The sequence below is a fragment of the Variovorax sp. YR752 genome, from assembly GCF_943372545.1.
On the sequence record NZ_CALRZC010000069.1, the window covers coordinates 22,141 to 35,469 of the forward strand.

The following is a 13,329-nucleotide window of genomic DNA, read 5'->3' on the forward strand; positions in this document are numbered from 1 at the left end:
AGTGATCGATTCCTGCCTTGCGCCTAGCGGGGGGTGATGGCTGGCGGCTTCACGGGGCCCGCACCGGCGCTGGCACCAGTGCCCTGCGTGACCATGATGTCGACGCGCCGGTTGCGGGCGCGGCCCGCAGCGGTCGCGCTGTCGGCGACGGGAACCGTGGCGCCGCGCCCCTCGGTCTGGATGCGCGATGGCACCACGCCCTTGCCTGTCAGCACCTCGGCGACGGCCGCAGCGCGCTTTTCGCTCAGGACCTGGTTGTCGGGAAACTCGCGCGTGCGAATCGGCTGGTTGTCCGAATGGCCGGTGATCTGGACCGTGCCGGAGACCTGGGTGATCTCGTCGGCCACCTTCGCCAGAACGGGAAGGATCCGGGCACTGAGGCGCGCCTGACCAGGCACGAACATCTCGTCGCCCTTGAAGGTGACGATGCTGCGCCGTTCGTCTTCGTCCACGCTCACCGTCTCACGTTCGATCTCGCTCGCCAGCAACTCCTTCAAGCGCAGCGGCTTGACGGGCGGTGCCGGCGGGGGGCGCAACCTCCCGATGGCGGCGATGCGCTGCTGCAGATCGGTGCTCGACTGCAGCAGTTGGTACTTGTACCAAGCAAACAGGCCGAACAGGACCAACGTCAACACCGAGCCGGTCACCCACACCGGCACGCTGCGCAGCAAGCGGAACTTGCCCGCCCCCACGCCCTTCCAGTGCGGCGACAAGTCGCTCGGGACATCGCCGCGCGCGTTGCCAAGCAGCGAGAACAGCCGATGCCGAACCGTTTCGAGCTGCCGGCGGCCATTCGCCGCGGTGCTGAAGCGGCCTTCGAAACCCAGCCCCAGGATTTGATACAGCACTTCGAGCAGGTCGACGTGCTCTTGCGGGCTCGCAGCCAGGCGACCGACCAAAAGGAAGAACTTGTCGCCGCCCTTGGTATCGCCGTGAAATTTCGCGGCCAGCTGCTGCCCGGCCCAAATCCCGGCCTCTCCGCCCTGCCCGCCGCCCCATGACGTGCTGTTGGCTGCTTCGTCGAGCGCGGTGCACAGTCCGTAGCTCGCGGCCACCACGTGTTCGTGTCGGACCTGCGCGCTTGTGCAGATGGATTGAAAGGCGGCCACCTCGCGCTCGAGCAATTGGTGAAACACCACCACGCCGTCGCTTTCAAGCGTCTCGGGCATGTCTGCCAGGGCCCGCAACAAGGGCTGAGCCGCCTCCAGCAAAGGATTCTGTGCCGCCGCGACAGCGGTCAGGCGCTCCCGCGCCGAGGACTCGGACACCAGATGTGCGAGGTCGGCGGAATCGCCGAACAGTTCGCCGTCGCCGAATCCGTCGCGAGGGTCCGATCCACCGCCTCCTGCAGGCGCCTCGTTGAGTTCTTCTTTGTAGAGCATTGGAGCGTTGGGAAAATGAAAGGGCCGGGCCCGATGAAAGAACGAAGACCTGTTCAAGCCTCGCACTCGGAGCTGTCGTTGACGATCTGCTCGAAGCTGCTGTTCTGGATGTGGCTGGTCTTCATGCGGCAATCGACCATCCGCCACACACCCGTGCCCTGCGAGTTGTCGATCAGGACCGTAGCCGTCAGCGGTGCCCCGCGCCGGCGCTGCCGGCCGATGGCGAAGGTCATATCGCCGAACTGGCAGTTGTCGATGGTGAGGCGGGTTCCGGCCACCAGTACTTCACCGTGACCCGTGCAGTTGCGAAAAGTGACCTCGCCCATGCACCCGATACCTTCATGTGCCGCGGGCGCCGAACTGCCGCCTTCAAAGCTGCAATCCTGGAACAGGACGCCTGTGCTTCCGTCGCCTCCGCAGACGATCGAGCGTCCGACCGATTGGCATTGGGTGAAGCTCACGTCGGTCATCACGCCGAAGTCGTGATGAGGCGCAAGAAACCGGCAATCGATGAACTTGCAACCGGACATCGATGCCAGCTTGATGTTGCCGTCGCCCGCGAACTCGCATCCGACAAAGGTCAGGTTCTGCCATGGCACACCGACGAAGGCGCCTGACGCCATGTGAGCGCCGGCGATGGTCATCGCAGCCGAACTGCCGTCGAGCAGGCGGATGTACTCTTTCTGGAGACTGGTGATGGGGGTGGTCATCTGCGTTTCCGATCAGCGGTTCTCTCGGTACTCGACGCCGTGCGCATCAACACGGTGCCTCTCATGTGACAACGCGAGCTCGGTGCCCCGGCGGACCTCATGGCCGACACCGTCATGCAGGCCGCCTGGAAAGTGCGGAAAGCTCATTTCTCCCTGACCCCCCAAAGCTCCATCCGCAGTCCCGGGAACTCGCCCGCGACGTGAAGGGCCAGTCCCCCGTGCTTGACCATGTGTTCCCACAGCGGGCCGCGAGGGTCGATCTGGAAGTAGACAAAACCTGCGTTGAAAGGGATCTGGCGCGGAGGCACCGGCAAGGTCTGCAGCGGAATGCCCGGAAGATGGGACCGAATGAGCTCGGTCAACCTATCGCTGGGCCCGACCTTGCAGCGAGCGGGGAACTGGCTTGCCAGCTGTTCCGGCGGCGTGTGCGCCGCGACCGCAAACACCAAACTGGAGAAACCTTGCAATTCGGCGGGTTCGACGCTCGCAACGCGTACGCCGTTGGGCCTTGACGCCAGGGGAATGCTCTGCGCGCTTCGCACGAGCACGTCGTTCAGCAGGGCCTGCACGTCGGCGATCAACTCCCTGAACGAGAGGTACGGATCAATGTGTTGGTAAGCGGGATGCGGCTGCGGACGGCGCGTAGTTCCGCGAACAAAGGTCGCCAACTCTCCGCTCAACGTCCGCAACGCGGTATAGAGCGTCTCCGGAGAGGTTTCCCGAACCCGAAGCCAGTGTTCGAGCATCGGTTCATAGCGATTGAGGATCTGGAGCAACAGGAAGTCGGACACCTCAGCGGCTTCGCTGGATTTGCCGTCGTTGCCGCTCAGTCGCGCCGCCAGTGACTGCGCGCGCAGCTTGCACAAGCCATGCAGGTTGGTGATCCAGTCCGCCAGCAAGGGGCTCGCGCCATAGCCGGCGACCGGCGGGATCAGGTTCGGATCGACGGCGATACTTCCATCCGAACGGAGCACCGTGACTTTCGCAAGCGGCAAACCGATCCAGGCGTCAGTCAATTCACGCTGCGGCAAGAGACGCAGGCGCAGACGGGACAGTTGTACAGTTTTCGAGCCCTGTCCGATCGAGTTGGCGTCGCGCAACTCCGCATCAAACACCGAGAACCGAGCCAGCGACGACGCGGAAGTGCTGGTGTCGTCGAATGTCGTTTCTTCTCCATTGGGCGTTCGAATCGGCACTGCCAGATAAATGACCTGCTCCAGGTGCTCCGGCAATATCGTGAGTGGCGCTGGCGGCAGCGTCTGGCCGGGCGCATCGAAGGGTGTGCCATCAGAAAAGATCCCGGCCGCGCTGGCCAGCACCAGCTTGCCCAACGAGAGCGATTCGGCGTCGATGCTGTAGTGATTGAACCCCCAGTAAAAGGGCGTCAACGAGGCGGCTCGTTTGTGCGCAAGGTGTTCGAGATAGCGCTCCTGCTGTTGAAACAGCTGTGGGCGCAGGAAGAGCCCTTCGCTCCAGGCGACTTTGTTGTACCAACTCATGAATTCGATCGTTGTGCTTTCGGGCCGCAGGCTTGCTACTTGATGGGAATCAGTTGGATACCTTTGCCTTGAAGGGCAATCTCCAACTTGACCTTGTTGGCGGGAAGAACGGCGCGATACCACGCCGCCTCAGGCGCGGGATCGACTTTCTGCACCACGCGCCATTCGGTTTGCGCGAGCTCTCGATAGCCAGCGACGACTCCGATCGCGGTGAGTTCGGGGTGCGACATGCGTCGGATCTTCTTGACCTCACCCGGTCGCAAAATGAACTCTTCGCGCACCAACAGGTCGGCGCCCATCACCGTTTTGTCACTGGCATGCAGTGAGAAGTAGTCGGCGGACTCAAAGCTTGCTTCCGACTTGAGTTCGTAGATCCGAATCAGGATGGGCGATGCCCTGCCCTTGTCGTCAAGATTGACGCCCGCTTCTGCTGTGACCGTGATTTCGAGCTTGGTCTGCTCTCTAGGGTGCGAGAACTGCGCGTGCGCCAGCGAAGGCACCACCCACACAGCTGCCACTGCAAAACCCCACAGGCACAGAAATGCGAAACGCAGTGTCCGCATGGGCGACCTGCATCGTGAGACGACGCTTCGGTAGAGCCATGGCATGGCGAGATTCATGTGGGAATCAAACTGAAAAAGGAACTCAAAAAGAACCGACTTCGGTTCGCGCCTCCTCAACCCCCTTGCGCGAACCGAAGTCGAAAAGCCCCGGACGAATCCGGAACGAAGCGAAGGCTTCAGGACTCCTTGTTGCCCTTGATGTCGTAGCCCGCGGTGACTGCACCAGCGCTGCCGCCTTGCGCGTTCTGCACGGAGTACTCCTGCTTGATCTTGGAGAAGGACAGGCGCACGCGTTCCTTGACGCGCATCTCGTCCGAGTTCGAGCCGAAGGGCTGGATCGACGTGATGATCACGTCGGAGAAGGTGAACTTCAGGTACTCCAGCGGGTTGCCGCCGGCCTTGCGAACCGTGAGCTTGGCCTCTTGCACATGCTTGCCGGTCAGGCAGTACTTCATCAGGTTGGGACTCGAACGATCGATGTAGTGATCGAACTCGAGGTCTTCGACGGTCGCCTTGCCCGCACCGCCGCCTGAACCGGCGTGCATGGTGGATTCCTGGAACGCTTTCCAGTTGAAGGCGAGAACTTCAATCTCGTTCTTGTGGTCCGTGTCTTGCGACTCGCCTTCGATGCCGTTGATCTTCAGAAAAATGTCTTGTGACATGAAAAAACTCCCTGTGTTTGAATTTGTCGGTAAATGACGGATGCACGGGCGCTCTTGATGGCGCGTCCCTGGAGATGCCGTGGCGTCTTTGCGCCACTTCCTCGAACAATTTGCGGGGCAGCCGCTGTGGGTCAGGCCGCTTCTTTGAGCGACGGCAGCTTGGCGACCAGACGCAGAGAAACGGTCAGGCCTTCAAGCTGGAAGTGCGGGCGCAAGAAGAACTTGGCGCTGTAGTAGCCCGGATTGCCCTCGACGTCTTCCACCACGACTTCGGCTGCCGCAAGGGGCCGTCGAGCCTTGGTTTCCTGGGACGAATTCGCGGGATCGGCATCGACGTAATGCATGATCCATTCGTTCAGCCAGCGCTGCATTTCGTCGCGCTCCTTGAAGGAACCGATCTTGTCGCGCACGATGCATTTCAGGTAGTGCGCGAATCGCGTGCTGGCGAAAAGGTAGGGCAACCGCGCCGAAAGGTTCGCGTTGGCAGTCGCGTCCGGATCCATGTACTCCTGCGGCTTCTGGAGCGACTGGGCGCCGATGAAGGCGGCATGGTCCGTGTTCTTCCGGTGCACCAGCGGGATGAGCCCCGCCTTCGCAAGCTCGGCTTCGCGGCGGTCGGAGATCGCGATCTCGGTCGGGCACTTCATGTCGAAGCCGCCGTCGTCGGTCGGGAAGGTGTGGCACGGCAGGTTCTCGACGGTGCCGCCTGACTCCACGCCGCGGATCATCGTGCACCAGCCGTAGAGCTTGAAGCTGCGGTTGATGTTGACGGCCATGGCGTAGGCCGCATTGCTCCAGACGTAGTTGCGGTGATCCGCGCCCTCGGTTTCTTCCTCGAAGTCGAATTCGTCGACAGGATTCGTCTTCATGCCATAAGGCAACCGTGCCAGGAACCGGGGCATGGCCAGGCCGACATACCGGGAGTCCTCGGTGTTCCGCAGTGAATTCCACGGCGCGTGCTCGAGGTTCGATGTGATCTTCGCAAGGTCGCGTGGGTTTGCGAGCTCTTGCCACGACTCCATGCCCAGCAGCGACGGCGCCGAGCCGGCGATGAACGGCGCATGGGAGGCGGCGGACACCTTGGCAATCGCGCCCAGCAGCTCGACATCGGGCGGCGTGTGGTCAAAGTAGTAGTCGGCCACCAGGCATCCGTAGGGCTCGCCACCGAGCTGGCCGTACTCCTCTTCGTAGATGCGCTTGAAGATCGGGCTCTGGTCCCAGGCGATTCCCTTGTGACGGCGCAGCGTGCGACGGACCTCGTCCTTGGAGACATCCATGAAACGGATCTTGAGTTTCTCGTCCGTCTCGGTGTTGTAGACCAGGTGGTGCATGCCTCGCCAGGCCGACTCGATCTTCTGGAAATCTTCCTTGTGGAGCACGAGGTTGATCTGCTCCGACAGTTTGCGGTCGATCTCGGCAATGATCGCTTCGATGCTGCTGTAGGCATCGTCGGTCATCGTCGCAGCGTTGACGAGCGCCTGCTCTGCCAACGTCCGGACGGCCGCCTCGACGGCCTCGCGCGCCTCGTCGGTCTTGGGCTTGAACTCCTTGTCGAGCAAGGCGGAGAAGTCGGTGGGGTCGGTGTAGCGCGCCGCGTCGGGTGCCTCGAGCACGTTGTCCATGAGTGTGGTCATCTGAAGTTCCTTGATCTGAATGTCACGCGGCGGAATCGGACGCAGATGCGCCTTCCAGGACGTCGGTGCGGGGTTTGGCGGACTTCGCCAGCGACTTCATCAACGAGGGGTCTTGAAGCAGCTTGTTGACGAGGCCTTCGGCCCCCGCCTTGCCGTCCATGTAGGTCTGCAGATTGGCCAGCTGCGTGCGTGCTTCGAGGAGCCGACTGAGCGGTTCGACCTTTCGCGCGACAGCGGCCGGCGAAAAATCTTCGATGCTCTCGAAGGTGATATCGACCATCAACTGGCCTTCGCCGGTCAACGTGTTGGGCACCGCGAATGCAGCGCGCGGCTGGATCGCCTTCATCCGTTCGTCGAAGTTGTCGATGTCGATGTCGAGGAACTTTCGCTCGGGCACGGGGGGTAAGGCCAGCGTCGGCTTGCCGGACAGATCGGACAAGACGCCCATCACGAAGGGCAGCTCGATCTTCTTCTCGGACCCGTAGATTTCCACGTCGTACTCGATCTGCACGCGCGGAGCCCGGTTGCGGGCAATGAACTTCTGACTGCTGTTGTTATTGGTAGCCATGAAAACTCCCTGGTAAAAAAAACAAACAAGAACCTGGCATCACGCCGCTTCGACGCGGCGACGCATTTCTGGACCCACGAGGCCACTCGGTGGACTCAGGCGAACTCGGTGTGGCAGACGATGGCGCGTCCTCCTTGCAAGGCTGGGTTGGCGCTTTCGCTTGGCTGCATGTCGGCAGTCATGGTCCTGATCCTTCGCCGCGCTTGAAGCGCATCCAGCCATTGCCGGGAAAGAATCGGCAGAAGTCTTTGTTCAATGAAGCCGATCAGGCGTCGAGCCCCGGTTTCATAGGCGCCGCAGTGGCCAGCGATCTCGGCCAGCAGCGCGGGTGTGTAGTCCAACGCAATGTCGTGCTGCACACGCATGCGCTCGACCACGCGATCCAGGTGCAAGCTCACGATGTCGCGCAGTGCGCTCGAGGCCAAAGGAAGGTACGGCACCACCGTCAACCGGCCCAGAAACGCGGCAGGGAAAACCGTTCGCAGCGACGGCTGGAGCGCATCGCGCAAGGATTCGACGTCGGGCATCAACAAGGGGTCTTCACACAGCGCGGCGATGAGTTCCGCACCGGTGTTGCTCGTCAACAGGATCGTGGTGTTCCTGAAGTCGATACGGCGCCCCTCTCCGTCCTCCATCCACCCTTTGTCGAACACCTGGTAGAAGATTTCGTGCACATCCGGGTGGGCCTTTTCCACCTCGTCGAGCAGGATCGTGCTGTAGGGCTTTCGACGCACGGCCTCTGTGAGCACACCACCTTCGCCGTAGCCGACGTAACCCGGGGGCGCTCCTTTCAAGGTGGAGACCGTGTGCGACTCCTGGAACTCGCTCATGTTGATGGTGATGAGGTTCTGCTCCCCGCCATACATGGCCTCGGCCAACGCCAATGCGGTTTCTGTCTTGCCCACACCCGAAGGGCCGACCAGCAGGAACACACCCACGGGCTTTTTCGGATCTGTGAGGCGCGCCCGCGCCGTCTGCATGCGCTCCGCGATCGCCGCAAGGGCAGGCCCTTGGCCGATCACGCGCGCTTCCAGGCTGGATTGAAGTGCGACGACTGCAGCGACTTCGTCGGTGACCATCCGTCCCACCGGAATTCCGGTCCAGTCGGCCACGATGGCTGCAACCACCGCTTCGTCGACCTGAGGAAATATCAGAGGCGTCTCCTTCTGGTGAGCGGCAAGTTCAAGCTCGAGGGCCGCCAGCTGCGCCGAGGGTTCATTCCCCTCGGCGCAGCCCGCCTCCTCCCTCTTCTTTGTTCTCAGTCCGTGAATCGTGCGAACCAGTGCAAGCTCGTCTTGCCATCGCGCCTCATGCCGGGACAACGCGTGCTGCGCTGCATCGAGTTGTGACCGGGCGGAATCAAGGCGCAATGCTCTTTCGTCGCTGCCGTGGACGACAACACCCTCCTGGGCAAGCAGCTCAATTTCGACTTGAAGCGCTGTGATGCGATGCCGCCATTGATCAACCTCGGGCGGCGGCGAATGAAGCGACATGGCCACGCGTGCACACGCGGTGTCCAGCAGGCTGATCGCCTTGTCGGGCAACTGGCGTGCGGGAATGTAGCGATGTGACAGCGTCACAGCGGCGCGCACAGCCTCATCGAGCACGAGCACGCCGTGGTGCTCGGCAAAGGTGGCGACAAGGCCGCGCACCATCTCGATGGCGGAAATCTCGTCGGGCTCTGCCACCTGCAGTGTCTGGAAGCGCCGCGTCAGCGCAGGGTCCTTCTCGATGTGGCGCTTGTATTCGCCCCAGGTGGTCGCACCGATCGTGCGCAGGGTTCCTCGCGCCAGCGCTGGTTTGAGCGGGTTGGCCGCGTCGCCGGTTCCCGATTGCCCGCCCGCACCGACCAAGGTGTGTACCTCGTCGATGAAGAGGATGACGGGCTGCACCGACTTGCCCGCCTCTTCCAACAAGGCCTTGAGGCGGGACTCGAACTCCCCCCGCATGCTCGCGCCGGCCAGCAGCGCGCCGACATCGAGGCTCCAGAGTCGGCAGTTCTTCAGGTCGGGAGGAACTTCGCCTTGGGCGATGGCCAGTGCCAGCCCTTCGACCACCGCTGTCTTGCCGACACCCGCATCACCCGTGAGCAAGGGATTGTTCTGGCGACGGCGAAGCAGAATGTCGACCATCGTGCGGATCTCGTGCCCACGCCCGATGACCGGGTCGATCTGCCCTTGAGAAGCGCGCTCGGTCAGGTCCGTGCAGTAGCGACGCAACGCCGACTTGCCATCCGACGTCGCATCCGCGAACGCAGCACTGGCCTCGCCAGGCAGCGCCGACGGCAGACCGGAGCCATCATGCGGTCCTTCCTGCCCTTCAGGAGAGCCTGCCACGATCGCGCTGACGGCCTCTGTCAACTGATCTGCTGGGATTCGCTGAAATGCAGGTGAGATGCCAAGCAGCACGCGCCGCAGTTCCGGCGTTTGAAGCAACGCGGCAAGCAGCCAAGCACCACGCACGCAATGCGCACCGAACTCGAGGCTGGACAGCACCCATGCGCGCTCGATGGCCGCTTCGATGTGACTGGAAAAATCGGTCAGTGACGTTGCACCGGACGGCAGACTGGACAACGCCGATGCAAACTCTTTCTCGATGACCTGCGCGTCGATCTGGTAGTGCCGGCAGATGCGGTGCAGATCGCTGTCGTTGAGTTGCCAGAGCTGATGAATCCAGTGCGTCAGTTCAACGTACGGATTGCCGCGCAGCTTGGCAAATGCGGTGGCGGATTCGATGCCGCGAAACAGCGTGAGATTGAGCTTGCCGAACAGCGCGCGCCGAGAGATCGTCATTGCGCGATCTGTCGTGCGGTGTGCACGCCCTGTTCGATCGATTCATCTGCGACGCCCGATGTCGTCGAACAGATTTCTGCGTTCTTTTTCCCCACTTCGCGCCCCTATGCTTCTTGGAATGGGCGCGATTCTGGCGGCTCGCTGCAAAGCAAATCGCAGCACAGTTTCTACCAATAGTTAAACGAAAGAAGCAGCCTATTGATCTGTGATGTTTGCCCGCCGCTCCTTACGTTCGGAAGACAAAGGAGGTCATTCAACAACGATATCGAAGCCGCCGCAGGCAAGAAAAAACCCTCGAGTCCTTTCGGAAACTCGAGGGCTTGAGAGGCTTCTGACGCGTCGCAACGTCAGAGATTTCAATTACATGTTGTCGATCATGACTTGACCAAAACCAGAGCAGCTCACTTGCGTCGCACCGTCCATCAGGCGCGCGAAGTCATAGGTGACCTTCTTGCTGGCGATCGACTTTTTCATCGCGCTGATGATCAGGTCGGCCGCTTCGGTCCAGCCCATGTGGCGCAGCATCATTTCGGCGGACAGGATCTCGGAACCCGGGTTCACATAGTCCTTGCCGGCGTACTTGGGGGCCGTGCCGTGGGTGGCTTCGAACATGGCGACGGTGTCGCTCAGGTTCGCACCCGGGGCGATGCCGATGCCACCGACCTGTGCAGCCAGCGCGTCGGACACGTAGTCACCATTCAGGTTCAGTGTCGCGATCACGCTGTACTCGGCGGGGCGCAACAGGATCTGCTGCAGGAACGCGTCGGCGATGCTGTCCTTGACGGTGATTTCCTTGCCGGTCTTGGGGTTCTTGAACTTCATCCACGGGCCGCCGTCGATCAGCTCGGCGCCGAACTCCTTGGCGGCCAGGTTGTAGCCCCAGTCACGGAAGCCACCTTCGGTGAACTTCATGATGTTGCCCTTGTGGACCAGGGTCACACTGGGCTTGTCGTTGTCGATGGCGTACTGGAAGGCCTTGCGAACCAGGCGCTCGGTGCCTTCTCGCGAGACGGGCTTGACGCCGATGCCCGAGGTGTTCGGGAAGCGGATCTTCTTGACGCCCATCTCGTCCTGCAGGAACTTGATGAGTTTCTTGGCCTTGTCGCTCTCGGCTTCGAATTCGATGCCAGCGTAGATGTCTTCCGAGTTCTCGCGAAAGATGACCATGTTGGTCTTGTGCGGCTCGCGCACCGGGCTGGGCACGCCCTCGAAGTACTGGATGGGTCGCAGGCAGACGTACAGGTCGAGTTCCTGGCGCAGCGCCACGTTCAGCGAGCGGATGCCGCCGCCGACGGGCGTGGTCAGCGGGCCCTTGATGGAGATCACGTAGTCGCGCACCGCATGCAGGGTTTCCTCGGGGAGCCAGACGTCGGGGCCGTAGACCTTGGTCGACTTCTCGCCTGCGTAGACCTCCATCCAGTGGATCTTCTTCTTGCCGCCGTAGGCCTTGGCCACTGCGGCGTCGACCACCTTGAGCATCACCGGCGTGATGTCCAGCCCGGTGCCATCGCCTTCGATGAACGGAATGATGGGCTGATCGGGCACATTGAGCGAATTGTCAGCGTTGACCGTGATCTTCTGGCCTTCGGTCGGGACTTTGATGTGCTGATAGCTGGACATGAGGGGGCTTGACTCCGGGAAGTGACGTAATTCGAACGACTGTCTGCGAATACAGACAGCGAGGGAGAATCGCTGTACAGCGCGCTAACAAATCGCTGTACATTTTAGACGCAACCCATCAGCGAACAATTGTCAACCGTGGGGCGATAGCGCCCGTTACTGGCTGACCTTCTGCTCGCCGGGAGGCGTTTCCAACCAATTCTCGATAGAGGAATCATCAATGAGCAAACTTCTCGCAGTCATGATCGCTGGCCTGTTCGCCGCTGGCGCGTACGCCCAGAACCCGGCCGGCACCACGCCCGAACAAGGCAACGCGACCGGCAGCAAGCCGCAAGCTCGCGCTGAAGCCAAGAAGGAAGCCAAGCCCGCTGGTCAAGTGGCTCCTGCAGCTGGCGACATCGCCAAGACGCCTGAAGGCGGCACCTTCGGCGCTGACAAGGCTGGCGTTGCTGGCGAAAAGCGCGCCAAGACCCGCGACGATCGTCGTCGCAACAAGGACGGCAGCGTGAAGCGCAAGGCCACCCAAGGCGGCACGCCTGACATGGCCGGCGCCAAGTAAGCTGGTCGGTCCCCTAAGAAAAGCGCTCTTCGGAGCGCTTTTTTTCGTTTGCAGTTTTGCTCAACCACTGTCAACCGGGGTCCCTGAGGTCCGTTGAATGGAGACCTTCCACAGGGAGGTGATCCAAATCAACAATCTCAAAGGATTTCTCATGAACAAGCTGATCGCAGCCCTGGTCGCCGGCCTCTTCGCAGCCGGTGCATTTGCGCAAGCCGCCGCCCCCGCAGTTGCCGCTCCGGCCGCCCCCGCAGTCCACAAGGCGAAGGCCAAGCACACGGTCAAGAAGCACAAGGTGCGTCACGTCTCCAAGGCCCACGCGGCCGCCGCCAAGAAGGTGTAAGCTTTCAAGCTCCCGGCAATGCCCGCTTCAGCGGGCATTTTTATTGGTCACGGGCCGACCTTGTGTGTCCCGGCCCCGAAAGAGTCATCCGATGTTTCAGCGTCTCGCCGCGCTGCTTCTGGTGTCCGCGTCCTTCCTGGCGCCGGCCCACGCGCAGCAGCAAATCCAACCGCAACCCCAAACCGATCTGGCGCGCACGCAGTTGTCGGTGGGCCTCTACAAGATCGACGCACAGGTGGCGCAATCGCCCCGCGAGCGCGAGATCGGCCTGATGTTCCGCAAGACGATGCCGCAGGCCGAAGGCATGATCTTCGTGTTCGATCAGCCAGCCACGCAGTGCTTCTGGATGCGCAACACACTGTTGCCGCTGACCACTGCCTTCGTGGCCGACGACGGCCGCATCGTCAACCTGGTCGACATGCAACCGATGACCGAGAACTCGCATTGCTCCGAAGAGCCGGTGCGCTACGTGCTCGAAATGAACCAGGGCTGGTTCGCCAAGAAGAACATCAAGAAGGGTGCCAAGCTCGGCGGCGAGTTGTTCTCCACCGCCAAGCGCTGAACTCAGCGCCCACAAAAAAGCCGACCCGCAGGTCGGCTTTTTTCATGGCGAACGCCAGGTCCGGCTTCAGCCGAAGTTCTTCGCCGCGAAGTCCCAGTTGGCCAGCTTGGCCAGGAAGGTCTCGACGAACTTCGGGCGCATGTTGCGGTAGTCGATGTAGTACGCGTGCTCCCACACGTCGACCGTCAGCAGTGCGGTGTCGGCGGTGGTCAGCGGCGTGCCGGCGGCGCCGGTGTTCACGATGTCCACCGAACCGTCGGCCTTCTTCACGAGCCACGTCCAGCCCGAACCGAAGTTGCCCACGGCCGACTTCACGAAGGCTTCCTTGAAGGCGTCGTAGCTGCCCCATTTGGCATCGATGGCCTTGGCCAGTGCACCGGTGGGAGCACCGCCGCCTTGCGGCTTCATGCAGTTCCAGAAGAAGGTGTGGTTCCAGAT

Annotated in this window: 13 protein-coding genes; 3 read left to right on the plus strand and 10 right to left on the minus strand. The window is 61.8% G+C overall.

Going from position 1 to position 13,329, the window contains the following annotated elements:
• Positions 1 to 23: 23 nt before the first annotated feature.
• The 9 genes from tssL to icd all read right to left on the minus strand — a co-directional run bounded on the left by tssL (position 24) and on the right by icd (position 11,430).
• Positions 24 to 1,382 (minus strand): type VI secretion system protein TssL, long form, encoded by a 1,359-nt coding sequence (tssL, locus tag AAG801_RS17770; protein WP_341889538.1) that lies wholly within the window; start codon positions 1,380 to 1,382, stop codon positions 24 to 26.
• A 53-nt stretch (positions 1,383 to 1,435) separates the two neighbouring features.
• Positions 1,436 to 2,092 (minus strand): hypothetical protein, encoded by a 657-nt coding sequence (locus AAG801_RS17775; protein ID WP_341889539.1) that lies wholly within the window; start codon positions 2,090 to 2,092, stop codon positions 1,436 to 1,438.
• Positions 2,093 to 2,235: 143 nt separating this feature from the next.
• Positions 2,236 to 3,591 carry a type VI secretion system baseplate subunit TssK gene (gene tssK, locus AAG801_RS17780; RefSeq protein WP_341889540.1) on the minus strand — a complete coding sequence of 452 codons (1,356 nt, stop codon included), beginning with the start codon at positions 3,589 to 3,591 and terminating at the stop codon, positions 2,236 to 2,238.
• Between the two features lie 35 nt (positions 3,592 to 3,626).
• Entirely contained in the window at positions 3,627 to 4,154 is a 528-nt protein-coding gene (gene tssJ, locus AAG801_RS17785; protein WP_341889541.1) for a type VI secretion system lipoprotein TssJ, read from the minus strand.
• A 176-nt stretch (positions 4,155 to 4,330) separates the two neighbouring features.
• Complete coding sequence (locus AAG801_RS17790; protein WP_341889542.1) at positions 4,331 to 4,816, minus strand: type VI secretion system tube protein Hcp; 486 nt, start codon at positions 4,814 to 4,816, stop codon at positions 4,331 to 4,333.
• Positions 4,817 to 4,947: 131 nt separating this feature from the next.
• Positions 4,948 to 6,438, minus strand: a complete 1,491-nt coding sequence (tssC, locus tag AAG801_RS17795) for a type VI secretion system contractile sheath large subunit (protein ID WP_341889543.1) — start codon at positions 6,436 to 6,438, stop codon at positions 4,948 to 4,950.
• Positions 6,439 to 6,472: 34 nt separating this feature from the next.
• The gene (tssB, locus tag AAG801_RS17800) at positions 6,473 to 7,018 is read right to left on the minus strand and encodes a type VI secretion system contractile sheath small subunit (RefSeq protein WP_341889544.1); all 546 of its coding nucleotides are present in this window, start codon (positions 7,016 to 7,018) and stop codon (positions 6,473 to 6,475) included.
• A gap of 95 nt (positions 7,019 to 7,113) precedes the next feature.
• Positions 7,114 to 9,810: a type VI secretion system ATPase TssH gene (tssH, locus tag AAG801_RS17805; RefSeq protein ID WP_341889545.1), complete on the minus strand. Its 2,697-nt coding sequence runs from the start codon at positions 9,808 to 9,810 to the stop codon at positions 7,114 to 7,116.
• 360 nt (positions 9,811 to 10,170) lie between these two features.
• On the minus strand, positions 10,171 to 11,430 hold the full coding sequence (icd, locus tag AAG801_RS17810) for an NADP-dependent isocitrate dehydrogenase (protein WP_341889546.1): 1,260 nt from the start codon (positions 11,428 to 11,430) through the stop codon (positions 10,171 to 10,173).
• 220 nt (positions 11,431 to 11,650) lie between these two features.
• On the opposite strand from icd, the gene AAG801_RS17815 reads away from it, so the two are divergent.
• The 3 genes from AAG801_RS17815 to AAG801_RS17825 all read left to right on the plus strand — a co-directional run bounded on the left by AAG801_RS17815 (position 11,651) and on the right by AAG801_RS17825 (position 12,891).
• Positions 11,651 to 11,989 carry a cell envelope biogenesis protein TolA gene (locus tag AAG801_RS17815; RefSeq protein WP_101493051.1) on the plus strand — a complete coding sequence of 113 codons (339 nt, stop codon included), beginning with the start codon at positions 11,651 to 11,653 and terminating at the stop codon, positions 11,987 to 11,989.
• 151 nt (positions 11,990 to 12,140) lie between these two features.
• On the plus strand, positions 12,141 to 12,329 hold the full coding sequence (locus AAG801_RS17820; protein WP_101493099.1) for a hypothetical protein: 189 nt from the start codon (positions 12,141 to 12,143) through the stop codon (positions 12,327 to 12,329).
• Positions 12,330 to 12,420: 91 nt separating this feature from the next.
• On the plus strand, positions 12,421 to 12,891 hold the full coding sequence (locus tag AAG801_RS17825) for a DUF192 domain-containing protein (RefSeq protein ID WP_341889547.1): 471 nt from the start codon (positions 12,421 to 12,423) through the stop codon (positions 12,889 to 12,891).
• Positions 12,892 to 12,957: 66 nt separating this feature from the next.
• Here AAG801_RS17825 and AAG801_RS17830 read toward each other — a convergent pair.
• Positions 12,958 to 13,329, minus strand: a 372-nt coding sequence (locus AAG801_RS17830) for a superoxide dismutase (protein WP_341889548.1), incomplete at its 5' end; no start/stop codon positions are given.

What these genes read in the sequence shown, in the direction of transcription:
- tssL (WP_341889538.1), bottom strand. Translation starts at nt 1,382, where the DNA reads ATGCTCTACAAAGAAGAACTCAACGAGGCGCCTGCAGGAGGCGGTGGA.
- AAG801_RS17775 (WP_341889539.1), bottom strand. Translation starts at nt 2,092, where the DNA reads ATGACCACCCCCATCACCAGTCTCCAGAAAGAGTACATCCGCCTGCTC.
- tssK (WP_341889540.1), bottom strand. Translation starts at nt 3,591, where the DNA reads ATGAGTTGGTACAACAAAGTCGCCTGGAGCGAAGGGCTCTTCCTGCGC.
- tssJ (WP_341889541.1), bottom strand. Translation starts at nt 4,154, where the DNA reads ATGCGGACACTGCGTTTCGCATTTCTGTGCCTGTGGGGTTTTGCAGTG.
- AAG801_RS17790 (WP_341889542.1), bottom strand. Translation starts at nt 4,816, where the DNA reads ATGTCACAAGACATTTTTCTGAAGATCAACGGCATCGAAGGCGAGTCG.
- tssC (WP_341889543.1), bottom strand. Translation starts at nt 6,438, where the DNA reads ATGGACAACGTGCTCGAGGCACCCGACGCGGCGCGCTACACCGACCCC.
- tssB (WP_341889544.1), bottom strand. Translation starts at nt 7,018, where the DNA reads ATGGCTACCAATAACAACAGCAGTCAGAAGTTCATTGCCCGCAACCGG.
- tssH (WP_341889545.1), bottom strand. Translation starts at nt 9,810, where the DNA reads ATGACGATCTCTCGGCGCGCGCTGTTCGGCAAGCTCAATCTCACGCTG.
- icd (WP_341889546.1), bottom strand. Translation starts at nt 11,430, where the DNA reads ATGTCCAGCTATCAGCACATCAAAGTCCCGACCGAAGGCCAGAAGATC.
- AAG801_RS17815 (WP_101493051.1), top strand. Translation starts at nt 11,651, where the DNA reads ATGAGCAAACTTCTCGCAGTCATGATCGCTGGCCTGTTCGCCGCTGGC.
- AAG801_RS17820 (WP_101493099.1), top strand. Translation starts at nt 12,141, where the DNA reads ATGAACAAGCTGATCGCAGCCCTGGTCGCCGGCCTCTTCGCAGCCGGT.
- AAG801_RS17825 (WP_341889547.1), top strand. Translation starts at nt 12,421, where the DNA reads ATGTTTCAGCGTCTCGCCGCGCTGCTTCTGGTGTCCGCGTCCTTCCTG.